Here is a 24,306-nt window from a genome sequence, read left to right as displayed (position 1 = left end):
ATGAAAAAATTAGTAGGAATCGGATTAGCAGCAGCAATTTCATTCGGAGCATTATCAGGTTGTTCTTTATTAGGAGAAAAGGCAAACGGCTTTGTATTGTACGGATCAGAAGAGCAAGTAACACAAATTGCAGATAAAAACAAAAAAGAAGTGAAAGAAAAAGACTTCTATAAAATGAAACTTACAACGTTAGAAGATAAAAAAGTTCTTGTAATGGATAAAAAAACTGGTGAAGAACTAGTGAAGAAAGAGTTACTTAGCAAAGTGGATGCAAAAGACGACACGAAACCACTGGATAAATTACCAGCTGTAACAACAGAACAAGGTGTATTATTCGCAAAAAACAAAGTTGAAAATGCTAAAATCGATGGCGCGAAATTAAAATATGAAGGCAACATAATTATCGGAAGTGGCCGTGCATATGCAGATATGTTCGCGATTGTTGATGATGCAACTTACAACAATGTAAAAGGTGAAGAAAAATCGGTGGGTGTATTAAAATTTGATAAGGACCCGAGTAAAGAATTCCCTGGCAAAAATGGTGTAGAAACATCACAACTTGTAAAAATTAAAAAGTAAGAAAAAAGCTTTGCGAGATTCGCAAAGCTTTTTTTCTACTTGTGAGCGATTTGCTCCATATCCGGACTACAAGTTTGCGACTGGCATGACTTATTTAAAGAACATGCTGCGCATTTTCCTTTTTTACTTCTTTTTACGAAATTAACTAACGTATATGCTGCATAACCAAAAATGATAGCTCCAATTATAATATTGACCATCATCATACATCTCCTTTTAGAATCCGAGTAAAGATCCAACTTGGTATATAATAAGCGTTAATACATAAGCAACTACGAGCGGATAAACGACTGAGAAAATCGTCCATTTCGCTGATCCTGTTTCACGTTTAATAACAGCTACTGTCGCTAAGCACGGAACGTATAATAAAATAAAGAACATAAATGCATACGCTGATAATGCTGTATAATGTGCTCCCATTACGTTTCCAAGCACATCTTCTTTAACCGCATAAATAATCGCCATTGTAGAAACGACAACTTCTTTCGCTAAAAATCCTGTTAAAAGGGATGCTGCAGCTTGCCACGTTCCAAAGCCTAGCGGTGCAAATAGCGGTGCGATAAATCCACCAATCATCGCTAAGTAACTGTCTCCCATATCAACACCAAATCCTGATGGACCTGCATAATTTAATAGCCAAATGACAACCGAACCACCAAAGATGAATGTACCAGCTTTACGAACAAACCCTTTCCCTTTTTCCCATGTGCTAAGCCATAACGTTTTCGCTTGTGGCACGCGGTAAGGCGGTAGTTCAATGACGAAAATAGATTTTTCCGCTTTTAAAATAGTAAGAGACATTATTTTTGTAACTAATAACGCAAGGACAATCCCTGCAACGTATAAAGAGAACACAACAGTTGCCTGACTATGAGGGAAGAACACTCCCGCAAATAATGCATATACAGGTAAACGTGCTGAACAAGACATAAATGGTGTTACAAGAACTGTAAGTAAACGCTCTTTCTCCTGTTCAATCGTTCTCGCTGCCATAATACCTGGAACGTTACATCCAAAACCGATAATCATCGGAATAAAAGCTTTACCGTTTAATCCGAAGAACTCCATAATCCTATCCATCACAACTGCAATTCGCGCCATATATCCTGAGTCTTCTAATAATGAAATGAAAAAGAATAGTGCAAAGATTTGTGGCACAAATACTAACACAGCACCAACACCGGCGATAATACCTTCCGTAACAAGTGCTTGAATAAAATCAGAAGCTCCAATACTTGTAAGTCCAGCCGTCACCCAATCCGTAAGCTGCCCACCAAAAAACTCATCTAACATATCCGATAAAGGTGTCCCAATCCACGTAAACGTAACCTGAAAAATAAAAAACATAACTGCTAAAAAGATTGGAAGTCCTAAAATTTTATGTGTAATTAATCTATCAATTTTTTCTGAAAAAGGAATTTTTCCTTCTTTCTCATGCTTCATAACGTTTGTTTTTAACTTTTCAATATACGCTTCACGAGTTTTGTAAATGTGCTCTTCTAACGTACAATCAAGTTTTCCTTCTAAGCGAGATCGAATGGCTATGAGTTCCTTATAAATTGGTAATGCTTTCATTTCTTTTTCTACTACTTCGTTATTGCTTAAAAATTGAAGTGCTAACCATCTCGGATGCTCGTAATTCACTGTCTCTAAAAGAGCAATTACTTCTCCAATTCCTTCATCCATTTGTACACCATATGAAATAAGGAATGGCTTTTTCTCTTTTTTGTCAATTTCTTTAAGAGTCGCAAGTAGTTCTTCACAGCCTTTTCCGCTTCTTGCAACGACAGGAACGACAGTTACACCTAATAGTTCTGATAATCGTTTTACATCAATTACAATTCCTCTTTGCTTCGCCACATCAACCATATTTAAACCAATTGAAACTGGCTTGCCAAATTCGAGCAACTGCAACGTTAAATGCATATTTCGTTCAAACTGCGAGGAATCCACAATATTTAACATATGCTGAAATTCTTCTGTTAATAGAAAGTTTGTTACAACACCTTCATCACGCGAAACTGGATTTAAATCATAAACACCTGGTAAATCAATCAATGTGCCTTGCTTATCTTTTAATTTACCAACCTTCTTTTCTACTGTTACACCGCTCCAGTTTCCTACATATTCATAAGAACCAGTAAGTGCATTAAATAATGATGTCTTCCCTGTATTCGGATTCCCTAGCAAAGCTACCTTATTCACGCTAATTCCACCTTTATCATTTTCGCGTCACAATGACGAATACTAATTAACTGTCCACGACACTCCAATGTACAAGGACCTTTAAACATCGCTTTCTGTTTCAGGCGAAGTTCGCTTCCTTCAGCAAGACCGAAAGCAGCTAGTCTACGCTTTAATAGCTGATCTAAAGACTGAATACTTTTTACTAACACTTTCTCTCCAATTTTAATATCTACTAAGCTCATAACCTTCCCCCTCAGAAGAGAATGATAATTATTTTCAAAAAAATTATACCACACCCAATTTCTCTTGTACTATACCCTTTTGCTTCATATTTATTAACATTTCGCTACAATTGTATTTCAATTATTGTCATACTGTATTCGTTTGCCATTCTCATCCATTTCGCTTACAATAAACAATAGCAAATAAAGAATCTCGTTATCACTGGGGGAGCCATGCCGCTGAGAGGGAACACTTCGTTCCGACCCTTCGAACCTGTTAGTTAATGCTAACGCAGGGATTGTGCAAACGTCCGAAATACATACCTCATTTTTATTTACGTATTTCGTATCCTCCTATGATATCTATTCTTTTTTGTACAACTTGGATTTAGGGGGAGACAACATGCGTAACACTAATTTACAAGCGATGATCGAATCTGCTATTCTTGCAGCCTTCGCCATGGTCATCGACATTTTACCATTATCAATTAAACTTCCAACAGGCGGTTCTATCTCATTCGCTATGATTCCTATTTTTATTATTGCTTACCGCTGGGGCTTTAAATCAGCTTTCTTAGGTGGTTTAGTTTGGGGACTGTTACAAATTGTCGTAGGTGATGCCTACATTTTAACACCAGTTCAAGCATTCATTGAGTACTTCATTGCCTTTGCTTTTATCGGATTTGCCGGGTTATTCTATCGTCCAATTCAAAATGCACTTTTAGCATCTAATGCGAATGGCGACGAACAATCAAACTTAAGTAGCCATAAAGATAAACCTTCATCAAAACAAAACCAAGGAAAGAAAGTAATTGGATTCATTATCGTTGCTACATTTATCGGTAGTCTAGCTCGTTACTTCTGTCACTTTATTGCCGGTATTATTTTCTGGGGACAATATGCACCGAAAGGTCAATCAGCTGTGCTATATTCATTAATCGTAAATGGCAGCACAATGCTTGGTTCTTTTATTCTATGTACAGTTTTACTTATATTTTTATTTATCACTTCACCACGCTTATTCAAAAGCATCAATGCTTATCAAATAAATGCAAACAAAAAGGGCGCTTAACTAGCGCCCTTTTTTATATCAAAATTCTCAATGAGTAATATCAATAATAAATACAATAAATGCACAAAGAAAAATAAATACCATCACACCTAGTAAATTGCTATTCATGGCTAATCTACTCCTTACATAACCTCTTTTTCTAACAAGATTATATCTCTTAAAAATAAAGATTAGGTAAAGATAATATGAAAATAACTTAAAAAAAAGCGTAGCATGTATGATCTACGCTTTTTTCAGTAAGTAGAAGTAAAATAACACACCATCTTCTGTATTCTTTACCCCATATTCAGCATCGTGCAGTTCTAAAATATTCTTTGAAATAGCAAGCCCAAGCCCTGTTCCACCTTGTGAACGATGACGTGCTGCATCCACGCGATAAAAACGATCCCAAATTTTATCTAATTGCTCTTCTTCAATATGAGTACCTTTATTTTCAATACACACTTTTATACGATTTTTCTCATCTATTGTAGAAATAATAATATCCTCTTTATTCGGTGTATAACGTATGGCATTCGTAATGAAGTTCACGATGACTTGTTCAATCCGGCCTTGATTTGCGACTACTTCAAATGGACCTATATTTTTATGAACACGAAGTTCTTTTTTCTCTATTTCTACAGAAAGGTGTTCACATATATCTTCAATTACTGTATCGATATAAAATGAATCTTTTTTCATTTTATATGTACCTGACTCAAATTTAGCTAACTCAAGCATATCTAAAATTAACGTATCCATTTTATCTACTTCTCGTTCCATCGCTTGAAAATAGTACTCTTTTTTATGTTCAGCTACCCCATCCTTTAAAATAGAAATACAGCTTTTCATAATACTTAACGGTGTTTTTAATTCATGTGAAACACCAGAAATGAATTCCTTCCGCGTCTTTTCTAGCTTTCTTTCCTTTTCAATATCTTGTTCTAGCTGTCCAATATGCGAATGGAGTTTATTCGATAGCGTATTAATATTTTTCGATAAATCACCAATTTCATCTTTTGAAGTAATTGGTATTTTTTCTGTGAAATCTAAATGCGCTATTTTTTTCGTTGTATCATTTATTTTTAGTAGCGGTTTTGCAATTTGTTTCGAGTAATAAAACGAAGCTAGAAAAACCAAAACGACTACAAATGCAATAATGTAAATGTAATAATCTTGTACCATTTGTACAGCCTCATCTACTGGTTGTAAAGAAGCCATCGCATATATATATGCTACTGATCCATCTTTTTCTTTTATTGGCTTAATTAATAATTTATATTTTATATCATTCTTTTCAAAATCCATTGTTTCTATTGTATATCGTATTTTATTGCTTTCTTTTAATAATAAATCAGTTTGAAAATCCTTAATGTTATCTAAAAATATACTATTTTTATAAATTGGATTCACAGGACCTTTTACATCAGGTAACTGTACTTTTGTAACACGTCCTCCTATGTAAAAGCCTAATTCCTGAGCAGCTTCTTCCTGAACAGCTGGTTTCTTTTCCTTAACAAGTTGCTCCCCAGCTGCTCTCTTTTTCTCCTCATCTAATTTCACTTTCTCCTGAAACGCTTTTTCTAAAGGCTTATTAGATCCATTTAAATTTTGCTTACTTAACGTGAAAGAGAATGGAATGAAACTATCTTCTTGTTTCACTCCAGAAACATGCATTGTTTGTCCTAAAAACTGATCTGATGATTTATTATCAATCTCCTCTATATTGACGAGATTGTATAAGGGAATCTTGAATATTTGTTGTCCAAAGCTCTTTTGCTCCCTACGGTCTATCGTTACCTCAAAATAAAAATCATCCACATGTTTTAAATTCCCATTCTGATCTAATGTCGTAATCCACGTATTATTTTCTCTAAAAAAGTCTTGCTCCAGTTTCTGAATTCCTTCTGCATTTCCTGCATAATTTAAATAATTCTTTTCAAAGGAATTTAAATTCACTTTAATATCTTCTACTTTTCGATTTGCATAATATTGTTTGAAAAATATCGTTTGTCCAATAAAAATCGTCGCTAAAATCAACATACATAATGCTGTTGTGAGAGTAAATAATTTTAGTACAATCCCTTTTCTCATACATTCCCCTCAAACTTATATCCAGTTCGCACTACAGTTGTAATGTACTTTGCTTTCTCTCCTAATTTATTTCTTAAATTACGAATATGGCTATTAACCGTTCGATCATCACCAGCAAATTCATATCCCCAAATTCTTGAAATTAATTGTTCCCTTGTTAGTACAATTCCTTGGTTTTTCATGAAATACACCAATATTTCAAACTCCGTATGCGTTAAACTAACATCTACCTCATCAACAGTAACAGTACGTGATGGAAAATGAACGTGGATACCATGAATTGATAACGTATCATCTTCATTCTCTAAAGGTTTCTTCGATGCTTTTCTACTTTCTAATAATCGTTTCGCTCTTGCTAATAAAATTGGTGGACTGTACGGCTTCGTCACATAGTCATCTGCCCCAAGTTCAAAACCAAGTAACGTATCATCTTCATCTACGCGCGCCGTCAACATAATAATAGGCACCTCAGACGTCTTCCGAATTCTTCGGCAAACAGACCATCCATCGAGTTCCGGCAACATAATATCTAAAATAACTAAATCAACCTCTTCTTCTTCAAATACAACTAAAGCTTCTTTCCCGTCCCTTGCTTCAAACACTACATATTGTTCACTTAAAAAATAATCTTTTAATATTTCACGTAAAATCTCTTCATCTTCAACAATTAAAATGTTTTTTGACATAACCTATGTATCCCCCTCTCGCCTTCAGAAACTATAATTTTATTTTGAATAACTAGCAGTTAACTTCGCCTCGATAATATATCTATCTGGTGCATCGCCTATATACTCAAATGGATAGCAAGTCGTCAGTGTTAATATCGGTTCTTCTTTTTTTATAATAACAGTACGATCATCCGCATGGGTAATCCATGTCTTTTGAATTTCATATGTGTAAGTTTTATTATCATACTCTAAAGTAAGAGTATCCTTTTCTTTCAACTCTCCTAAATCTGTAAATACAGTATCTCGATGTCCACTCAGTACAGTATGTCCCCCTCCAGATGGCGTTGTCGTTAAATCACTAACGAACATACCAACTCCTTTTTTGAGCGTTGCATCATTTGCTCCCCAATATATAGAAAACTTCTTCTTTATTTTCGGTATATTTAACATTGCTACTTTTTCTCCTTCTTTATGTTCTATTTGAGAAGAAGGCACTTGAGAAGTTACAGGTGTTTCATGAGAAAGTTGAGTATCTTGTATATTTTTAAGTTTCTTTATTTCTTCTGCCGTTAATTCTTGCGCAGAGCTTTTTCCTTTATACCATTCCACAGCGTAATATGATCCCATGAATAGCCCTATGGCCATCAATATGATACCGATATAATTGAGTAACTTCATGTTTCATCCCTCCATGCAAAAAATGGTAGGAATAACCTACCATTTTTAATATGTGAAATTATCCCATTCTTTATAGGACAATATTTTATTTACGCCTTAACTTTATTACGACGATTCAAACCAAATAATGTACCTACCGCTACAAGACATGCGCTTAATCCCATCATTGCTACATTATTAGATGCTGTATTTGGTAATTTTTCACCTTTTACAACTGGCTTCGCTACTTCTTTTTTTGCCGCATCTTTTTTTTGTTGCACTTGTGCTTCTTCTTTTTTCCTTACTTCATTCTTTTGTTGCTCTTTTATCGCAGCTTCTTTTTTAGCCATATCACTTTTCTCTTGGACTTGTACCGCTTGCTTTTTCTCTTCTTCATTTTTTTGCTGCGCCTTAATTGCTTCTTCTTTTTTAGCTTTATCTTGTTGCACTTGCGCTGCTTCTTCCTTTGTTACTGTTCCAGTATCCGCACTTGCTACTGAAGAATATCCTACTGTTAAAAGTGCCATTGCACAGATTGGTAATAGTTTCTTTTTCATTTTATCTCTCTCCTCTTATACGTTTTACATCACTTCGCATCGGATGTATCACTAGAATAAACAAGAGATATAAATATAAGATGCAGATGAAATATATTTCATTTAAAGATTTCATTGTAAAAAATAAAAAAACATCGCAATATATACGATGTTTTTTGGGTGCGTGTCTCAATATTTACATGTTACTTTCGCGTGTTTCAGAAGTAGAATGGGCCGGAGCGATAACTAATTGTCTCGGCTCAGTTTTCTTGAAGTGATTTTTGACGTTACACTTACGACGTTGAACAACCCACGCTTTAATAGGATTTGTTAAAATAATCTTTTGCTCTTCGTTAGGGGCCTCTTCTTCCAATCTACAACTTTCGCTCCATTTACGCCATTTCATTGTAAATTGGGAAGAAGAATGATCGTCTTTACGATCAAACAAGTGCAAAAAATCCATTTCTCCAGCTAGCATTACGGTGTTACTAGTCGCTAAAAAAGAAAAGGTTGTCCAACGTTTCTCCATGCCCTCCTACTCCTTCTTCACATATAGAGTGCCTAAAACTTAATTTACCTAAAATATGCTTGCCTTTTACCTTACACCCTTAGTTTATCCAAAATACTATTATGCAACTATCGATTTGTCTTACAACTACCTTACAGTTTTGTAAGAAACGAAAAAACCTTCACTATATATACGTGAAGGTTTCTTAATTCTTATCTATATGATTTTTCATATTATCAAGTCCAGCTTCTTTGAGCTGTGATATCATACCATGGGAAATTGCGCCTAATACTAAAGTCATTCCAATTAGTGAAATGCGAATTACAGGTACATCAATTATGTAAGCCAACATACCAAGAACAATTGTTAAAAGCAATGCTTTTATAAATGTTACACTTGTATACTGTTTCTTTTTCATCATAATCACCCTTTGTGGAAGCGTTTTCTTAATGTAATCAGTATATCATATCATCTGACTATTTTGTGGGGATTTTTGTAAAAACCTTATGTCTTCTTTGACTTTTTTCTTTCTATCCTTTACAGTCGAAATGTTCACAAGTTTTACACTGTAGGAGGATTCAAATGAAAATTGAAATAAAAGACACTTTAATTTCTGAAGAACAATTACAAGCAAAAGTAAAAGAACTAGCACTTCAAATCGAGCGTGACTTTGAAGAAGAAGAAATCGTAGTAATCGCAGTATTAAAAGGTTCATTCGTATTTGCTGCTGATTTAATTCGTCACATTAAAAACGAAGTAACAATCGACTTTATCTCTGCATCTAGCTACGGAAATCAAACAGAAACAACTGGAAAAGTAAAACTATTAAAAGATATCGATGTAAACATTACTGGAAAAAACGTAATTGTCGTAGAAGACATTATCGATTCTGGTTTAACACTTCACTTCTTAAAAGATCACTTCTTCATGCACAAACCAAAAGCATTGAAATTCTGTACGTTACTTGATAAACCTGAACGCCGTAAAGTGGACTTAAAAGCTGAATATGTTGGCTTCCAAATTCCAGACGAATTTATCGTTGGCTACGGCATCGACTGCGCAGAAAAATATCGTAACTTACCATTTATCGCTTCAGTTGTAACGGAGTAATATAATAAAATAAAGTGAAACTTTAATCAGTGGTTTTTTTCTCCCACTGATTATTAGCCTTCACCAATCGGGCTTTTACGGGCAGTTAATCTCCCACCTGACTTCCTCTTATTCGGCGAAATTTGAGGTGGGAGTCTTACTGCCCGTTAAGCGGGGTAAACTTCCATCAATTACTGATGGAAGTTTATTTTCTATCACAATTCGTAAAAGACAAAGGGAGAGAATAAAAATGACAAAGACAAAATTTGAAAAGGTACTCCTCATCGTAAATCCAAAAGCTGGACAAGGCGACTTACATACAAATTTGGCGAAAATCGTACCACCTCTTGCGGCAAATTTTCCTGACTTACGTATCCTTCATACGAAAAAACAAGGTGATGCAACAAAATATTGTCAGGAATTTGCTAGTAAAGTAGATTTAATTATCGTCTTTGGCGGTGACGGAACTGTATTTGAATGCACAAACGGCTTAGCCCCTCTTGAAACTAGACCTACACTTGCAATTATTCCAGGCGGAACTTGCAACGACTTCTCCCGCACACTTGGTGTTCCGCAAAACATTGCAGAAGCGGCAAAACTTATCACAAAGGAACACGTAAAACCAATTGACGTTGCAAAAGCAAATGGACAACATTTCTTAAACTTCTGGGGCATTGGTCTCGTATCTGAAGTATCAAACAATATCGATGCAGAAGAAAAAGCAAAGCTTGGTAAAATCGGTTACTATTTAAGTACAATTCGAACTGTAAAAAACGCTGAAACATTCCCAGTTAAAATCACTTATGACGGACAAGTATATGAAGACGAAGCTGTTCTTGTTATGGTTGGAAACGGTGAATATCTTGGTGGTATTCCTTCCTTTATTCCGAACGTAAAATGTGATGACGGTACACTTGATATTTTCGTAGTTAAGTCAACAGGCATTCAAGCGTTTAAAGATTATATCGGAAAGAAACTATTTGAAGACTCAAATGAAAATGATATTTTCCACGTAAAGGCGAAATCCATTCATATTGAAACAAAAGAAGAAAAAGAAGTAGATACAGATGGAGAAAGTTCGCTTCATACACCGTGTCATATTGAATTATTACCAGGACACTTTACGATGATTTATAATCCTGCGGTTGTATAAGAAAAAACGAGTGCTATCACTCGTTTTTCTCTTCTAATCTAGTTATGTTGTTGAATCATCTCTTGTATTTCTTTAACTCTCTCCAAAGTAATTCCATTTCTTTGTTCGATCGCTAAAGTAAGTGCATTAAATGTGCATGAAGTTTAGCATATTTTAGGACATAAATAACGATAAAAAAGCAAAAAAACATAGTCTTCACTACGTTCTCTTGCTTTTTTCATTTACTAACAATCCGAAAATAAGCACGAACCGTCAACAAATAATAACCAATATAAATAACGCTATACACGCCAATGCTAATTAATAACGGGACTGCAATTTCATACGGAATAACTGTCGCTAATCCTTTCAGCGCAAATAAAGTGTGTAATATACCAAGTACTAAAGGAGTGAAGAAGATAAATCTCATTTGTTTTGCGATTGCCTTTTTCATTTCTTTTTTCGTAACACCGAGTTTTCGAAGAACGATGTACCGTTCACGGTCTGCATGTGCTTCTGTTAATTGTTTGAAGTAAATGATAGATCCTGTTGCAAGTAAAAATACAAGTCCTAAGAACATACCACTAAACATCATTAAACCTGATATTTCAATACCATCACGGAAAATAGTATAGAAATCACTGAATTGTTCTCCTCCTTCTGCATCTTCTTCCGGTATTACTTTCTTTAATTTCTCTGTTAACACTTCACTATTTCTTTCATCTTTCACATCAATATTTTTCACAGTATGAGCTCCAATTGCCTTCTTCGCTTGCTCATACACTTCATCCGGAACGACAACTAGAAGTTCATATAAGTTTGTAATATTTTTTGCTTGTACATCTTTCACTTGTACTGGTGCTACTTCTCCAATCGGGAAGATAGCTTCTCGATTTTTATATACGCCACTATCCCTCTTCCCTTCACTGTACATGCCATCAAATGCATACGCTTCTGTCTTCTTTAAAGACACAGTTTCTTCATTCAAATATTTTGCTATTTTATTAAATGCTGACTGTGCGATAATTTCAGTTGTTCTTGCATGTAAACTATCTTTATTTGAAATATCATCACCGTATTCACCTACTACTTTTACCGTCTCTAACTCATATTGATGAATGACTTCATTCTTTTCTTCTTTTAAAATCTCATTCACTTTACGATCTACATGATTATCTTTCATTTCATATGAATAACTAACTGGCTTATATTTTTTTGCTTGCATGTATGTGTTGTAATACATCGTAACAGAAGTTCCAACCGCCGTTAACGTTACTGCACTTAATACTGCAATCGTCGCTAACGATTTCGCATTTCCTTTAATGCGGTATAGTAACTGAGATGTCGTCACAATTTGCATTCCGTTATAGAATGAAGATTTTTTGTTTCGCACTCTTTTTAATACAAAGACTGTAAAGAACATAAATAATAAATACGTTCCAAGTACTGTTGCTAATAAAATGTAAAGAGCAAGTGGCATAAAGTTATCACTATTTGCATTTTTAATAGCCGTTACTGATAAGAAATACCCTGATCCAATTAATAATATAGAAATGATAGCCATTATTTTAGAACCTTTTGGCATGACTTCGCCTTCGTTATCTGCACGGAATAGCTCAATTAACTTAAATTGATAAATAACGCGGTACCCTTTAAACGATGTGTATAAAATAATGAAACAAAAAATAACTGCTGTATCTATAACCGCTCCAATCGGTACTTCAAAGTGAACTTTTACACCTAACTCCATCATATTTACAAGTAAATTCAGGAACCCTTTTGAAAGTAAACTACCTATTATAATTCCGATTACTAACGATAATAACCCCATTAACATGTTTTCATAAAAAAGCATTTTACCTATTTCTTTCTTTCGAATACCAAGTAAAGAATAAAGACCTATTTCTTTCTTACGCTTTCGTGTAAAGAAACCATTCGAATATATAATAAATATAGCAACGAAAATAATGAGCATTACACTCGCAAGCTGGAATCCTCGTCCGATGTTATCTCCAGCTTCACTTATTTGTGAATTGTATTGCAACGCCTTAAACGTAAAATAAATGACGATGCTAAAAATCATAGACGCAAAGTAAATAAAATAATCTTTAAAATTTCGTTTTATATTACGAAGCGCAATGCTAGATAAGCTCATTTATAGCACCTCCAGAAATTGAAGACATCACATCAATAATTTGTTGGAAGAATTGTTTGCGTGTCATACCCCCTCGGTGTAATTCTTTATATAACTTGCCATCTTTAATAAATACAACGCGTTTACAATAACTTGCTGCAAATGCATCATGCGTTACCATTAAAATTGTTACACGATCTTTCTCGTTTAATGTTTTCATGCTTTCTAATAAATCTGTCGCTGACTTTGAATCAAGTGCACCCGTTGGCTCATCCCCAAAAATCATGCTTGGATTTGTTACAATCGCTCTTGATGCTGCACAGCGCTGTTTTTGTCCACCTGATGCTTCATACGGATATTGATTTAAAATATGATCTATTCCAAACTTCTTCGCAATCGTCTCGACTCGTAATTCTACTTCTTTCGCCTTCACTTTTGATAAAGCGAGTGGCAGTGCAATATTCTCTCGTACTGTTAACGTATCTAACAAGTTATAATCTTGAAAAATGAATCCTAAATGATTACGACGAAATAGCGCCAATTCATCATCATTCATCTTCACAATATCTTTTCCATCAATTAAAATCTCACCTTTTGAAGCTGTATCAATGGTAGAAAGGACATTTAAAAGTGTCGTCTTACCAGAACCAGACGGTCCCATAATACCGACAAACTCTCCTTCTTTTACCTGTAAATGAATATCTTTCAACGCTTCAAACGTATTCCCGCCTGTATCATATATTTTCGAAATCCCTTTCGCCTCTAACATTGTTTTCATCTATCTGTACCTCCTGTTATGATTCTTGATGTTCTCTTTAAGCAACAGAATTCAGTATAGATACATTTTCTTAACAAATAGTGACGGGGTTTCTTAATATTTTCTTAAAAAAGAAATTTAATAATCATAAAAAAGCCTGCAGTTGTTACACTGCAGACTTTCAAATGTTTAATAAATTGATTAACCTAAATATGCTTGTTGTAATGCCTCTAAACCATCTTTATAAATTCCATGGAATAGATTAATTGCCTCTTCATCAGTAACCGCTACAGGAGTGAAGCTACCAGACCATTCAACTAATGATGTGTTAGCATCTTTACCTTCTTTCACACGAATTGTAGATAAATAGTTTGTCACAGGGAACGGTGCTTGCATAATTGAATATGTGTAGTAGCGCTCTTTCTCATTAAATGCTTCTAAACGCTCTACAATCGCATCGCCATCAGGATTAGCTAAATGGCGTACACGCCCGCCTTCCGTTACTTTACTGCTAGGAATATACGGTAACCAATCTGGAAGTGCATCAAAACCTCCAATTAATTTCCATACTTGTTCAGGTGAAGCTGGAATTTCAATAGATGTAATAGTGTTTGCCATTTTCATTACGCTCCTTTTTATTTAACGTTAATTGGTAGTGGTGCATTAGCTGCAACTAGTTTTTGTTCACGCATTTCTTCCCAGAACGCTGCCGGAATCACTGTTTTCAATGCAGCTTGGTCTTCTGCAATTCGTTCCGGTTTACTTGCACCAGGAATAACAGCTGCAACTGCTGGATTAGCCAATGCAAATTGTAAAGCAGCAGCTTTAATGCTAATTCCATGACGATCTGCAAGGTTTTTCATTTTATTAACTTTTGCAATGATTTCTGGTGACGCTTTTTGGTATTCGAAGTGAGCACCTCCAGCAAGTACACCTGAGCTATATGGTCCACCAACAACAATGTCCATATTGTTTTTTACAGCTGCAGGCATTACGCGTTGTAACGCACGCTCATGGTCTAATAATGAATAGCGACCCGCTAGTAAAGAAACATTTGGTTTTGCTTCTTCTAAGTCCAGCATAAGTTCAATTGATTCTACTTTGTTTACTCCAAGGCCCCAGCCTTTAATTACACCTTCATCACGCAATTGAGTAAGTGCACGGAATGCTCCTGTTCGAGCAATTTCAAATTGTGAAATCCACTCATCTCCATAAAAATCTTGTGCTACATCATGAATATAAACAAAATCTAGACGATCTGTTTTTAAACGTTTTAAACTATCCTCAATAGAACGAAGCGTCGCATCCGCACTGTAGTCATTGATGATTTTATTTTTACGACCAAATTCGAATAGTCCGCCCTTTTCACCTAAATCACGTGTAGATGGATCTTCCAATTCATCTGAAATAATTCGACCTACTTTTGTACTTAAGAAGTAATCATCACGATTTCGTTTCGATAGTGCTTCACCAAGACGAATCTCTGCTAAACCAGATCCATAAAGTGGCGCTGTATCGAAGTAACGAACACCATTATCCCAAGCAGCATCCACTGTTGCGATTGCTTCTTCTTCTGGAATATTACGGTACATATTACCTAGTGGTGCCGTACCAAAACCAAGTGTGCCTTTTAATAAATCTTTCATTTAAAATCTCCTCCTAAAATCTATTTAAAAATAATGAATGGATATCAATTAATGTGAAAAGGAATGACTGATCAAAAGCGATATAAAGGGTTCGAACAGTCAGAGAAGTATGCACTCCAAAGCACGATAGTTATTAAAAAAACATAGATACTTTGTAGTTTCATATTACTCATGTCCCTCTTACGTATGTAATTATGTCTCATCTAAGATCCAATAAAAAGTACGCACTTTAAAGTGTTATAGATACTAATAAGTAACAATTTTATGTTTCAACGTCTGTAGCTCCAAAATAAAATGATTTAAATTGATTTTATTAAAAAAATCCACTATTCCTGTGGAGGTCACTATAGAAGTTATCAGTGGAAAATGGAAAGTTAGTATTATTCCTTATAAAAAAAGGCAAAACGAACCGAAGTATGTTCGTTTTGCCTTTTTATCTTCTCTAAAATATTACATTACATTTTGAACAAAAAGGAGCAGAATTCCCTTTTCTAATTTTCGCATCACATTTTGGACAATATACATATCGCTCTTCTATCTTTTGCCGCTCTATCATATGTAAGGATACTATTCTCATACTACACATAACCCCAATTAATATAAGACTAACAATGAGTAGCATAACTCTCACTCCCCTTCTACATTTTACCATAAAATAACAAACCCGATTCTCTCATCAGGAATCGGGTTTATACTTACAATCCTAACTTTGCCTTTGCACCATCAGGAATTTTATCTACTTCTATTTGCACTTTATCATGTAAAAACTTCCCTCTCGTAATAACATGCCAATACGATCCTTTCGGTAATTCATCTACCCCATTAATCGTAACTTCTTTTACCTCTCCTTTTTCATCATAAGCTTTTACTGTATACTCACGACCTTTATTTCCATCTAACTCTTTTCCATCATTATCGATCACTGCATAACGATATTCTAAATCAAGAAATGGGTTCATTCGATCAATTGCAGCACTCCCATTTAATAAATATGCCGCTCCTGCTACAATCACAAGTAATGATCCTAAAATAAATCTTTTCATCTATATTCCGCCTTTCATTATGTTTTTCAATAAGACCTTTCTAAGTATAGAGAGCATTTCTTAATAAAAACTCGTACAGTTTCTTAACTTTTTCTTAATGTAACAGGGCTGTGCATCAGCACTTCGATAAATAAAGCCATACTCATAATAAAAGGAGGCTGCCGCCTCCTTTATTTACTCATCACTGTATTCCTTTTTTGTCTGTATAAATAAAACACACTCACAATCACTGCAATGATTCCTCCAAAATACACGCCATACTCTATCGCAATCGCCACAATACTTTCAATATGTTGTCCAAATATAGAACCAAGCACAAAGTAAACGAGCGTCCAAACAAAGCCTGTCGTATAGGAATATAAAACATACGTCTTAAATGACATGTTATTCATTCCAACTAAATACGGCACGATATGTCTTACAACCGGTATGAAATAACTCGTAATTAGTGCGTAATGTCCGTATGCCTCGACCATTTCTTGTGATTTTATAAAATACTTCGCCTTCTTCTTTTTCATTAATTTATGGAGTACTTTTGTCCCAAATATTTTCCCTAATATATATCCTAAAGAAAGCCCGGACACAACGCCTAAATATGTTAATAAAAACGCAGGAATAACACTTAATATACCTAATGAAGATACAAATCCTCCGCTCATCACAATCATTTCATCTGGAATTGGCATACCGATAATTCCTAACCATAAACAGAAAAATAATGCCCAATACCCGTACTGTTCAATGTATGATAATAATTCATGTAATTCCATTATGCATACGCTCTCCTTAGCTCTTTTTTACAGCTAAAGACGTAAGCTGGCGGGAAATTGAGCCACACTTTTTCTAATATAATTTCAGGGAAGAAATGCTGTATAAAGCCTTTTTTCACAAGTGAATATTGAAATGTTATGAATTCCCCATTCTCATGTATCGCTTCCATTGCATTTTTTAAAATACGTTTTGAAACTTCTTCTGGTAAAGAAGTAAAAGGCAATCCTGATAAGACGTAATCAATGCATTCTATATTGAACTCTTCCATATACTTCTTTATATTTTCAGCTGAACCGTGTACAACAATGACGTTCTGCTCATCTTTAAATTTTCTCTTTAGCTCTTTGCAAAACACTTCATTAATTTCAATAAGAAGAAATATTGTTTCCTTCTTCTTTCTCTTCATAATTTCTTTCGTAAAGACCCCTGTACCAGGACCTAACTCTACAATGCATTTCGCTTTATTAAAATCAATTACATCTACCATTTTCTTTGCTAATATTTTTGAACTTGGCGCAATTGCACCAGTATGTTTCGGATGTTTAATAAATTCATGTAAGAATGTTATGAGTTGCATGTAAACCTCTCCCCATTCGTTCAATTGTTTTTAACTTGTTTCTAAGTATAACTATCGTTTCTTAATAAAAATTGAGGAGATTTCTTAAGATTTTATGAAGAATAAAAAAACAGCTATCGCCTATAGCGATAGCTGCCCCTCATTACTTCGCACTCACGATCTTATAATAAGAACGAACCGTTAAGAAGTAATATCCAATATAAATGACACCGTATACTCCTATACTAATTAGAAGCGGAATCATAATTTCAAATGGTAATATATTTGATAAACCTTTTAGTGCAAATAAGCTGTGTAAAATACCGATTACTAACGGAATAGCGAAGATAAAGCTTACTTGTTTCGCGATAGCTTTCTTCATTTCTTGCTTCGTTACACCAACTTTATGAAGGACAATGTAACGATCACGGTCAGCACTTGCTTCTGTTAATTGTTTAAAGTAAATGATTGAGCCTGTCGCTAATAGGAAGACTAATCCTAAGAATAACCCAATAAACATCATTAAGCCTGTCGTTTCAAGCCCCATTTGGAATCCTGTATAGAAATCGTTAAATGGTTTTAAAACTTCTGATTCACCAGCTGGCATAATGCTTGCTAATTTTGCTGTTAACTCTTTACTATTTCGCTCACCTTTTACATCAATATTTTTTACAGTGCGCGTTTCGTTTACTTGTTTCACTTGCTCATATGTTTTATCAGAAACGATTACAAATAGTTCATTTAAATTTGTAAGGCTTCTATTATTTACACCTTTAATTTTTAATTCTTTTGACTCATTTCCAACAGGGAATACAGCTGTATTTCCTGTATAAAGAGGACCAAAATCCAGTTTCTCAATATATAAGCTATCATATACGAAAGCTTCATTCGCACTTAAATTTACAGGTTCTACATCTAAATGTTTCACATGTTCATTAAAGCTTGATTGAGAAATAAGCTGGTACTGATTCGTAACATTATAGTGTGTGTTCAGAACTTGATCAGCTCTTTCACCTTTAAATGTTCCTTTCACAGGAATCATTTCAACTTCTGATTCATATTTGACTGGGTGATTATTCTTCTCTCCAGCAAGTATTTCATTTACTTTTTTATCTAATGCTGCATCTTTTTTCTCATAGGAATAACTATACGGCGCAGCAACTTTTGATTGCGTAAATGTGTTGTAATACATCGTAACTGACGTACCAACCGCTGTTAATGTAACTGCACTTAAAATAGCGATTGTCGCCAGTGATTTCGCATTTCCTTTAATACGATATAGTAACTGCGATGTCGTTACCATATTCATACCATTATAAAATGCTGACTTATTATTTCTTGCACGTTTCAATACAAATACTGTGAAGAACATGAACAGTAAATAAGTCCCTGCTACTGTCGCTAATAAAATGTATAATGCAACGACCATAAAGTCTGCATACATAACTGCTTTCATGTACATTAGCGCTAAAAAATAACCTGAACCGATTAAGAAAACTGAAATTAATGCCATAATGACAGATCCTTTTGGCATTGCTTCTCCTTCACGTTCTGCGCGGAAAAGTTCAATTAACTTAAAGCGATAAATTAAACGATATCCTTGGAGTGATGTATATAAAATAATCACAAAGAAAATAATTGCTGTATCAATAATGGCAGCCATCGGTACTTCAAAATGAACGTTTAAATTTAATCCCATCATATTTACTAATAACTCAAGGAATAATTTTGAAAGGACACTACCGATTGCAATCCCGATTACTAATGACATTAATCCCATTAACATATTTTCATAAAAGAGCATTTTACCGATTTGTCTTTTTCGAATACCTAGTAAAGAATATAAGCCAACTTCTTTTTTACGTTTCCGTGTAAAGAATCCGTTTGAATATATAATGAACACTGCTACAAAAATGATAAGCATCACACTGGAAACTTGAAACGCACCGCTAATCTTTTTAGAAGCTTCTGCTGCTTTTTCCATTTGTGAATTATATTGCAGTGCTTTAAATGTAAAGTAAATGACGATACTAAAAATCATTGATGCAAAATATACAAAGTAGTCTTTAAAGTTCCGCTGTATGTTGCGGAGGGCAATGCTAGATAAGGTCATCAGCCATACCTCCTGAAATAGAAGACATTACGTCAACGACTTTTTGGAAGAACTGTTTACGCGTTGATTCACCGCGGTGCAATTCTTTATATAGTTCACCATCTTTAATAAAAATAACTCGTTTACAGTAACTCGCCGCAAATGCATCATGTGTTACCATTAAAATGGTAGAGTTATCATATTCATTTAACGATTTCATGCTTTCTAATAAATCTGTAGCTGATTTAGAATCAAGCGCTCCAGTTGGCTCGTCCCCGAAAATCATACTTGGATTTGTAACGATTGCACGTGATGCGGCGCAGCGCTGCTTCTGTCCACCCGAAACTTGATATGGGAACTGACTTAAAATATGATCAATACCAAATTTCTTTGAGATTTCAAGAACGCGGCGATCAATCTCACTCGCTTTCACCTTTGATAACGCAAGTGGTAAAGCGATATTCTCTTTCACTGTTAACGTATCTAATAAGTTATAATCTTGGAAAATGAAACCTAAATGATCGCGGCGGAATAACGCTAACTTATCGTCATTCATTTTCACGATATCTTTGCCATCAATTAAAATTTCACCGTTTGTCGCATTATCAATTGTAGAAAGAACATTTAGTAAAGTCGTCTTACCAGAACCAGAAGGCCCCATAATTCCAACGAACTCACCTTCTTTTACCTGTAAGTTAATACCTTTTAACGCTGCAAATTTGTTACCACCCGTGTCATATACTTTTTCAATATTTTTTGCTTCTAACACTGTTTTCATCTCGACATCCCTCATTTCTTCTATTCTCTATTTTCAACTATATACACTCTCTACTCTTGCCACTATCGATGTTTCTTACACAAACATGACAGTTATGTAAGGCACATAAGTAAAGACATCAAAAAGTTAACGTAATGAATTAAAGTACTTTGTTACTATAACATTGGGATATCATACCATCCATTCATTCTCCTTACAGGAACATTACAATTTTGTAAGGTGAAAAAGCTACCTACAAAGTTGTGCACGAAATGTCGGATGGAGCTATTTCGTTCCTGCTATTCTATGTACAGAGGAGGTCATAATATGGATTCACTTAAAAATATGAATGCAGCAATGCACTATATTGAAGATAACCTTACGAATGAAATTGATTTTAAAGAAGTTGCGAGGCTAGCACTCTGCTCCGAGTATCACTTTAAAAGGATGTTTTCATTTCTAGCTGGCATATCGCTGTCAGATTACATTCGCTGTAGACGTCTTACTCTCGCTGCCTTTGAACTAAAAAACAGCAATACAAAAGTCATTGATGTTGCTATAAAATATGGCTACAATTCACCAGATTCATTTGCACGTGCATTTCAAAATTTGCATGGCATAACGCCTTCAGAAGCTCGAAGTACTAGTCATTCTTTGAAAGCTTATTCACCAATGACCTTCCAATTATCCATTCAAGGAGGAACTGAAATGAACTATCGAATTGAAGAAAAAGACTCATTTCGAATTATAGGTATTACAAAACGAGTGCCAATCGTTTTCAATGGTGTAAATGAAGAAATTGCTTCTATGTGGAAAAGTTTAAACCCACAGTCCATTCAAACATTAAAGATGCTTTCAAATGTGGAACCAAATGGAATCATTAGTGCTTCTACAAATTTTTCTGAAGGAAGAATGGAGGAAAAAGGCGAACTCGATCATTATATTGGAGTAGCCACAACAAAAGATTGTCCAGAGCAATTCGCGCAACTTGAAGTCGCAGCTTCAACATGGGCTATATTTGAAGCTGTAGGTCCATTTCCTGATGCATTACAAAATGTGTGGGGACGTATTTATTCTGAATGGTTCCCTTCTTCAAACTATGAACTAGCAGGAGGTCCGGAAATATTGTGGAATGAAAGTAAAGAGATATCCTCGCCGAATTTCAGAAGCGAGATATGGATACCTGTTTTAAAAAAGTAATATAAGAGTCTAAACCTTTTCAAAATAAAAAAGCTGCTCTTCCTTTTTAAAGGAAAAACAGCTTCTTTATTTTATCCCGCTATTTGCGGGCAGTAAAACTCCCACCTCAAAATTCAGATGAAGCAAAGAAGTTAGGTGGGAGATAAACTGCCCGTAAACGCCCGATTGGTAAGGGCTAATAATCAGTGGGGATGAACATCCCCCCACTGATTAAAGTTTCACTTTATACTTCTTCTCGACTCGTTCTTATACAAGAAAATAGTAATAATCGTAAGTACTATAACAACTACAAAAGTAAATACTCTGTCGTTCGAGATAGTACCGGTACCGATTAACAAGGCAGGTATAACTGCCATAATTAAGCCACCAAACATACCGATAAACGATCCTATACTTTGTTTTATTACTTGAGTTTCTGATACCCAATCATAATAACCAAATCGATTATTAATAAAAATTCCCCATACTGCCGAAAAGAGTGAGTATGTTATCGGTGTTATTACGATGAAAAGAGAACTCCAAACATCGAGTTTTAACCCGATTATTAGCAATACGGCACTAATAAGTGATGCAGGTATACTCAATGAAAGATTCATAAGAATTTTACTGTCATAAACCATCTTTGGCGCTATAGGCAATGACTTAATAATCCATACATTTTTTCCTTCTAAAGACAATGACACACATGTTGTACACGTCATTGAAATCGCTGCTGCAATAGCAAATGGAGCAATCTTTTGCAACAAGGGCTCAATTCCAGGATACGCTATTAATTGACTTGGCCCTACTACAACTACAGCTAACGAGAAAGCTATCGCCATCACGACTCCCATTCCACTATTTATGACATACACTGTAGAAGAAAAGAAACGTTTCAGCTCTTTTTTATACAATGCGACCAATACACTTTCTTTTCTCATACTATTAATCTCATAATTTGAAAGCATATGATAAGTGGAAATCCCTGTGTTTATTTGCTTATATTTTAACGAAAGTATTTTTACAAAAAGATAATACCAACTAACTGATATCCCGACGAATAAGATGAAAGCTATAATATCAGCATGAACAATTGCTTTTTGAAACATGTTAGCTAGTGGATACACTTTAATTAATTGCTCCGAAACAATTGCACCAATTCCATTCATATCATTAAGGCTATATTGAGCATTTCCGTTTTTTAGCATAAAGAAACCGAATGTAATAATTACTATAAAACTTAAAATCGTAGTTATTTTATTCGCATTTTTAAATTTAGAAGCGATTGCCGTAATCGCAGCTCCAAAGATTGCTGCAATTGTTGTTGGAATTAAAGATGCTATAAACATACTGATGAACCACATAAAGTAAAAAGAAACTGATTGATTTTCATGTATGCCATAAACAACTCCCATCGGTAGCATAATTACGATTGAAAAGATTGTATTCAGCAAGTATAAATACAAAAATCTACTTGCAATAACAGTACTTACACGAATCGGCAATGACATTAAAAAGTCGTAATCCTTAAAAGCAAAAATTTCTCCATTTGCCTTAAATATAGTGAAAAACAACGTTAATACACTGCTAATAACTAGTGCATAAACGGGAATAATTTCACTCATTCCTAGTTTCACCAATCCATATGCCGAGGCTCCGCAATATAACATTAACATGACACCAACTAGAGCAATAGATGCTGTCAGCAAAATCTTATTCTGCTTCTTTTTCTTATCTTTTTCATATTTAAAAGTGTTTAGACCGAGCTGCGTTATTAACCGGATTTTTAAAAGTCCTAAACTATTAGTATTCATTAGCAAGCTCCTTCATAAAGAGCTCTTCCAATGAACTTTCCTTTATTAAAGAATGCACTTCCCCTGAAAGTGCTAATTTCCCTCTATTTATCATCGCTATTTTATTGCATAACTTCTCCGCTACATCTAAAACGTGCGTAGAAAAGAAAATCGCACTTCCTTTTTCACAAAGCTCTTTCATAATACCTTTCAAAACTACGGCTGCTTTTGGATCAAGACCAACGAAAGGTTCATCTAAAACTAATAATTTCGGTTTATGTAAAACCGCCGATATAATCGCTACTTTTTGTTTCATGCCATGCGAATAAGAAGATATTAAGTCTCCCAAGTAAGGTGTAATCTCAAAGGCATCCCCATACTTCTGAATCTGTTCTTCCCGATCCTTCGCCGGCACTTTATATACATCCGCAACAAAGTTCAAATATTGAATTCCTGTTAATTGCTCATATAAATCTGGATTATCAGGAATATACGCCATTACTCTCTTACATGCAATCGGATCCTTTTTTACTGAATGTCCATCAATAAAAATTTCGCCCTCTTCAAAATCTATAACTCCTACTAACGACTTAATTGTTGTACTTTTCCCCGCACCGTTATGTCCAATAAATCCAAAGATATCTCCTGCTTTAACAGTAATATTTAAATGATTTACTGCTTTCTTTCCACCTTTGTATGTCTTACTAAAATTTATAATTTCTAACATGTAAAATCCCCCCAAGTTATCTTTTTAACTGAATTTTCAGACCTTTAAACAGAAAATTTACTCAGTGAGCTTTTCATTATCCCCACTGAGTATTAAAATCTCTTAACACATAGAAACTATAACTATAAA

General features: G+C 34.7%; 26 protein-coding genes, 1 pseudogene and 1 riboswitch. Of the genes and pseudogenes, 5 read left to right on the top strand and 22 right to left on the bottom strand.

Annotated features, from left to right (window positions below; genetic code table 11):
• Window positions 1-579 carry a lipoprotein BA_5634 family protein gene (locus tag ACS2MN_RS26970; protein WP_000737473.1) on the top strand — a complete coding sequence of 193 codons (579 nt, stop codon included), beginning with the start codon at window positions 1-3 and terminating at the stop codon, window positions 577-579.
• 35 nt (window positions 580-614) lie between these two features.
• On the opposite strand, the gene ACS2MN_RS26965 is transcribed toward ACS2MN_RS26970, so the two are convergent.
• The 3 genes from ACS2MN_RS26965 to ACS2MN_RS26955 are packed head-to-tail and all read right to left on the bottom strand — an operon-like array spanning window position 615 to window position 3,008.
• Window positions 615-782, bottom strand: a complete 168-nt coding sequence (locus ACS2MN_RS26965) for a FeoB-associated Cys-rich membrane protein (RefSeq protein ID WP_000989597.1) — start codon at window positions 780-782, stop codon at window positions 615-617.
• Between the two features lie 13 nt (window positions 783-795).
• Window positions 796-2,784, bottom strand: a complete 1,989-nt coding sequence (feoB, locus tag ACS2MN_RS26960; RefSeq protein ID WP_198130138.1) for a ferrous iron transport protein B — start codon at window positions 2,782-2,784, stop codon at window positions 796-798.
• Window positions 2,781-3,008 (bottom strand): FeoA family protein, encoded by a 228-nt coding sequence (locus ACS2MN_RS26955; RefSeq protein ID WP_000060512.1) that lies wholly within the window; start codon window positions 3,006-3,008, stop codon window positions 2,781-2,783. Before ACS2MN_RS26955 ends, feoB begins: the two co-directional genes overlap by 4 nt.
• Before the next feature lie 194 nt (window positions 3,009-3,202).
• Window positions 3,203-3,304, top strand: a riboswitch (TPP riboswitch).
• A gap of 86 nt (window positions 3,305-3,390) precedes the next feature.
• Between ACS2MN_RS26955 and thiT the strand changes: the two genes are divergently transcribed.
• Entirely contained in the window at window positions 3,391-4,059 is a 669-nt protein-coding gene (gene thiT, locus ACS2MN_RS26950; RefSeq protein WP_098709530.1) for an energy-coupled thiamine transporter ThiT, read from the top strand.
• A 222-nt stretch (window positions 4,060-4,281) separates the two neighbouring features.
• Here thiT and ACS2MN_RS26945 read toward each other — a convergent pair whose 3' ends face one another.
• The 6 genes from ACS2MN_RS26945 to ACS2MN_RS26920 all read right to left on the bottom strand — a co-directional run bounded on the left by ACS2MN_RS26945 (window position 4,282) and on the right by ACS2MN_RS26920 (window position 8,922).
• Window positions 4,282-6,132, bottom strand: a complete 1,851-nt coding sequence (locus ACS2MN_RS26945; protein WP_087950962.1) for a sensor histidine kinase — start codon at window positions 6,130-6,132, stop codon at window positions 4,282-4,284.
• Window positions 6,129-6,818 carry a response regulator transcription factor gene (locus ACS2MN_RS26940; RefSeq protein WP_000041867.1) on the bottom strand — a complete coding sequence of 230 codons (690 nt, stop codon included), beginning with the start codon at window positions 6,816-6,818 and terminating at the stop codon, window positions 6,129-6,131. Before ACS2MN_RS26940 ends, ACS2MN_RS26945 begins: the two co-directional genes overlap by 4 nt.
• Before the next feature lie 39 nt (window positions 6,819-6,857).
• On the bottom strand, window positions 6,858-7,478 hold the full coding sequence (locus ACS2MN_RS26935; protein WP_000771581.1) for a class D sortase: 621 nt from the start codon (window positions 7,476-7,478) through the stop codon (window positions 6,858-6,860).
• An 89-nt stretch (window positions 7,479-7,567) separates the two neighbouring features.
• Window positions 7,568-8,014, bottom strand: a complete 447-nt coding sequence (locus tag ACS2MN_RS26930; protein WP_087950959.1) for an LPXTG cell wall anchor domain-containing protein — start codon at window positions 8,012-8,014, stop codon at window positions 7,568-7,570.
• A 175-nt stretch (window positions 8,015-8,189) separates the two neighbouring features.
• The gene (locus tag ACS2MN_RS26925) at window positions 8,190-8,522 is read right to left on the bottom strand and encodes a hypothetical protein (RefSeq protein ID WP_000415607.1); all 333 of its coding nucleotides are present in this window, start codon (window positions 8,520-8,522) and stop codon (window positions 8,190-8,192) included.
• A 184-nt stretch (window positions 8,523-8,706) separates the two neighbouring features.
• Entirely contained in the window at window positions 8,707-8,922 is a 216-nt protein-coding gene (locus tag ACS2MN_RS26920; protein ID WP_140154206.1) for a hypothetical protein, read from the bottom strand.
• 161 nt (window positions 8,923-9,083) lie between these two features.
• Here ACS2MN_RS26920 and hpt point away from each other — a divergent pair, with 161 nt between their 5' ends.
• Together hpt and ACS2MN_RS26910 are read left to right on the top strand one after the other, a co-directional pair.
• Window positions 9,084-9,611: a hypoxanthine phosphoribosyltransferase gene (gene hpt, locus ACS2MN_RS26915; RefSeq protein WP_000687582.1), complete on the top strand. Its 528-nt coding sequence runs from the start codon at window positions 9,084-9,086 to the stop codon at window positions 9,609-9,611.
• Between the two features lie 229 nt (window positions 9,612-9,840).
• Window positions 9,841-10,743 (top strand): diacylglycerol/lipid kinase family protein, encoded by a 903-nt coding sequence (locus ACS2MN_RS26910; protein WP_000167883.1) that lies wholly within the window; start codon window positions 9,841-9,843, stop codon window positions 10,741-10,743.
• A 38-nt stretch (window positions 10,744-10,781) separates the two neighbouring features.
• On the opposite strand, the pseudogene ACS2MN_RS26905 reads toward ACS2MN_RS26910, so the two are convergent.
• The 11 genes and pseudogenes from ACS2MN_RS26905 to ACS2MN_RS26855 form a co-directional block, all read right to left on the bottom strand.
• Window positions 10,782-10,859: pseudogene (locus ACS2MN_RS26905) on the bottom strand (DUF2199 domain-containing protein); the annotation flags it as partial.
• 101 nt (window positions 10,860-10,960) lie between these two features.
• Window positions 10,961-12,877: an ABC transporter permease gene (locus tag ACS2MN_RS26900; RefSeq protein WP_088055579.1), complete on the bottom strand. Its 1,917-nt coding sequence runs from the start codon at window positions 12,875-12,877 to the stop codon at window positions 10,961-10,963.
• A complete protein-coding gene (locus ACS2MN_RS26895) occupies window positions 12,864-13,634 on the bottom strand; it encodes an ABC transporter ATP-binding protein (RefSeq protein WP_000855629.1) in 771 nt (256 codons plus the stop codon). The genes ACS2MN_RS26900 and ACS2MN_RS26895 overlap by 14 nt, the downstream gene beginning before the upstream one ends.
• Window positions 13,635-13,814: 180 nt before the next feature.
• Complete coding sequence (locus ACS2MN_RS26890) at window positions 13,815-14,231, bottom strand: SRPBCC family protein (protein WP_000024115.1); 417 nt, start codon at window positions 14,229-14,231, stop codon at window positions 13,815-13,817.
• Between the two features lie 17 nt (window positions 14,232-14,248).
• Window positions 14,249-15,259 (bottom strand): aldo/keto reductase, encoded by a 1,011-nt coding sequence (locus ACS2MN_RS26885; RefSeq protein WP_000653976.1) that lies wholly within the window; start codon window positions 15,257-15,259, stop codon window positions 14,249-14,251.
• Window positions 15,260-15,701: 442 nt separating this feature from the next.
• Window positions 15,702-15,881 carry a hypothetical protein gene (locus ACS2MN_RS26880; protein WP_000924680.1) on the bottom strand — a complete coding sequence of 60 codons (180 nt, stop codon included), beginning with the start codon at window positions 15,879-15,881 and terminating at the stop codon, window positions 15,702-15,704.
• 73 nt (window positions 15,882-15,954) lie between these two features.
• A complete protein-coding gene (locus ACS2MN_RS26875) occupies window positions 15,955-16,302 on the bottom strand; it encodes a YxeA family protein (RefSeq protein WP_087950954.1) in 348 nt (115 codons plus the stop codon).
• 170 nt (window positions 16,303-16,472) lie between these two features.
• Window positions 16,473-17,072, bottom strand: a complete 600-nt coding sequence (locus ACS2MN_RS26870) for a DedA family protein (RefSeq protein ID WP_000418929.1) — start codon at window positions 17,070-17,072, stop codon at window positions 16,473-16,475.
• Window positions 17,072-17,650, bottom strand: a complete 579-nt coding sequence (locus ACS2MN_RS26865; protein ID WP_346994442.1) for a class I SAM-dependent methyltransferase — start codon at window positions 17,648-17,650, stop codon at window positions 17,072-17,074. The genes ACS2MN_RS26870 and ACS2MN_RS26865 overlap by 1 nt, the downstream gene beginning before the upstream one ends.
• Window positions 17,651-17,792: 142 nt before the next feature.
• Window positions 17,793-19,742, bottom strand: coding sequence for an ABC transporter permease (locus ACS2MN_RS26860; protein ID WP_098709521.1), 1,950 nt, complete (start codon window positions 19,740-19,742; stop codon window positions 17,793-17,795).
• A complete protein-coding gene (locus ACS2MN_RS26855) occupies window positions 19,729-20,499 on the bottom strand; it encodes an ABC transporter ATP-binding protein (protein ID WP_000859656.1) in 771 nt (256 codons plus the stop codon). Before ACS2MN_RS26855 ends, ACS2MN_RS26860 begins: the two co-directional genes overlap by 14 nt.
• 306 nt (window positions 20,500-20,805) lie before the next feature.
• Between ACS2MN_RS26855 and ACS2MN_RS26850 the strand changes: the two genes are divergently transcribed.
• A complete protein-coding gene (locus tag ACS2MN_RS26850) occupies window positions 20,806-21,678 on the top strand; it encodes an AraC family transcriptional regulator (protein WP_087950950.1) in 873 nt (290 codons plus the stop codon).
• Between the two features lie 218 nt (window positions 21,679-21,896).
• Here the strand turns inward: ACS2MN_RS26850 and ACS2MN_RS26845 are convergent, their stop codons facing one another.
• Window positions 21,897-23,471 carry a putative ABC transporter permease subunit gene (locus tag ACS2MN_RS26845; RefSeq protein WP_087950949.1) on the bottom strand — a complete coding sequence of 525 codons (1,575 nt, stop codon included), beginning with the start codon at window positions 23,469-23,471 and terminating at the stop codon, window positions 21,897-21,899.
• Entirely contained in the window at window positions 23,461-24,177 is a 717-nt protein-coding gene (locus ACS2MN_RS26840) for an ABC transporter ATP-binding protein (RefSeq protein ID WP_000889768.1), read from the bottom strand. The genes ACS2MN_RS26845 and ACS2MN_RS26840 overlap by 11 nt, the downstream gene beginning before the upstream one ends.
• Window positions 24,178-24,306 lie beyond the last annotated feature (129 nt).

It is taken from the genome of Bacillus cereus group sp. BceL062 (assembly GCF_051780025.1).
Taxonomy (GTDB): domain Bacteria; phylum Bacillota; class Bacilli; order Bacillales; family Bacillaceae_G; genus Bacillus_A; species Bacillus_A toyonensis.
Note: the sequence above shows the minus strand (reverse complement) of the source record. Positions and strands in the feature narration are given on the sequence as shown.

Bases quoted from the DNA above. Each gene is read 5' to 3' on its own strand.
- ACS2MN_RS26945 (WP_087950962.1), bottom strand. From the start codon at position 6,132: ATGAGAAAAGGGATTGTACTAAAATTATTTACTCTCACAACAGCATTA.
- hpt (WP_000687582.1), top strand. From the start codon at position 9,084: ATGAAAATTGAAATAAAAGACACTTTAATTTCTGAAGAACAATTACAA.
- ACS2MN_RS26940 (WP_000041867.1), bottom strand. From the start codon at position 6,818: ATGTCAAAAAACATTTTAATTGTTGAAGATGAAGAGATTTTACGTGAA.
- ACS2MN_RS26845 (WP_087950949.1), bottom strand. From the start codon at position 23,471: ATGAATACTAATAGTTTAGGACTTTTAAAAATCCGGTTAATAACGCAG.
- ACS2MN_RS26955 (WP_000060512.1), bottom strand. From the start codon at position 3,008: ATGAGCTTAGTAGATATTAAAATTGGAGAGAAAGTGTTAGTAAAAAGT.
- ACS2MN_RS26970 (WP_000737473.1), top strand. From the start codon at position 1: ATGAAAAAATTAGTAGGAATCGGATTAGCAGCAGCAATTTCATTCGGA.
- ACS2MN_RS26925 (WP_000415607.1), bottom strand. From the start codon at position 8,522: ATGGAGAAACGTTGGACAACCTTTTCTTTTTTAGCGACTAGTAACACC.
- ACS2MN_RS26880 (WP_000924680.1), bottom strand. From the start codon at position 15,881: ATGCTACTCATTGTTAGTCTTATATTAATTGGGGTTATGTGTAGTATG.
- ACS2MN_RS26930 (WP_087950959.1), bottom strand. From the start codon at position 8,014: ATGAAAAAGAAACTATTACCAATCTGTGCAATGGCACTTTTAACAGTA.
- ACS2MN_RS26900 (WP_088055579.1), bottom strand. From the start codon at position 12,877: ATGAGCTTATCTAGCATTGCGCTTCGTAATATAAAACGAAATTTTAAA.
- ACS2MN_RS26875 (WP_087950954.1), bottom strand. From the start codon at position 16,302: ATGAAAAGATTTATTTTAGGATCATTACTTGTGATTGTAGCAGGAGCG.
- ACS2MN_RS26855 (WP_000859656.1), bottom strand. From the start codon at position 20,499: ATGAAAACAGTGTTAGAAGCAAAAAATATTGAAAAAGTATATGACACG.
- ACS2MN_RS26870 (WP_000418929.1), bottom strand. From the start codon at position 17,072: ATGGAATTACATGAATTATTATCATACATTGAACAGTACGGGTATTGG.
- ACS2MN_RS26890 (WP_000024115.1), bottom strand. From the start codon at position 14,231: ATGGCAAACACTATTACATCTATTGAAATTCCAGCTTCACCTGAACAA.
- ACS2MN_RS26840 (WP_000889768.1), bottom strand. From the start codon at position 24,177: ATGTTAGAAATTATAAATTTTAGTAAGACATACAAAGGTGGAAAGAAA.
- ACS2MN_RS26885 (WP_000653976.1), bottom strand. From the start codon at position 15,259: ATGAAAGATTTATTAAAAGGCACACTTGGTTTTGGTACGGCACCACTA.
- ACS2MN_RS26935 (WP_000771581.1), bottom strand. From the start codon at position 7,478: ATGAAGTTACTCAATTATATCGGTATCATATTGATGGCCATAGGGCTA.
- ACS2MN_RS26895 (WP_000855629.1), bottom strand. From the start codon at position 13,634: ATGAAAACAATGTTAGAGGCGAAAGGGATTTCGAAAATATATGATACA.
- ACS2MN_RS26850 (WP_087950950.1), top strand. From the start codon at position 20,806: ATGGATTCACTTAAAAATATGAATGCAGCAATGCACTATATTGAAGAT.
- ACS2MN_RS26965 (WP_000989597.1), bottom strand. From the start codon at position 782: ATGATGGTCAATATTATAATTGGAGCTATCATTTTTGGTTATGCAGCA.
- ACS2MN_RS26865 (WP_346994442.1), bottom strand. From the start codon at position 17,650: ATGCAACTCATAACATTCTTACATGAATTTATTAAACATCCGAAACAT.
- ACS2MN_RS26910 (WP_000167883.1), top strand. From the start codon at position 9,841: ATGACAAAGACAAAATTTGAAAAGGTACTCCTCATCGTAAATCCAAAA.
- ACS2MN_RS26920 (WP_140154206.1), bottom strand. From the start codon at position 8,922: ATGATGAAAAAGAAACAGTATACAAGTGTAACATTTATAAAAGCATTG.
- ACS2MN_RS26860 (WP_098709521.1), bottom strand. From the start codon at position 19,742: ATGACCTTATCTAGCATTGCCCTCCGCAACATACAGCGGAACTTTAAA.
- thiT (WP_098709530.1), top strand. From the start codon at position 3,391: ATGCGTAACACTAATTTACAAGCGATGATCGAATCTGCTATTCTTGCA.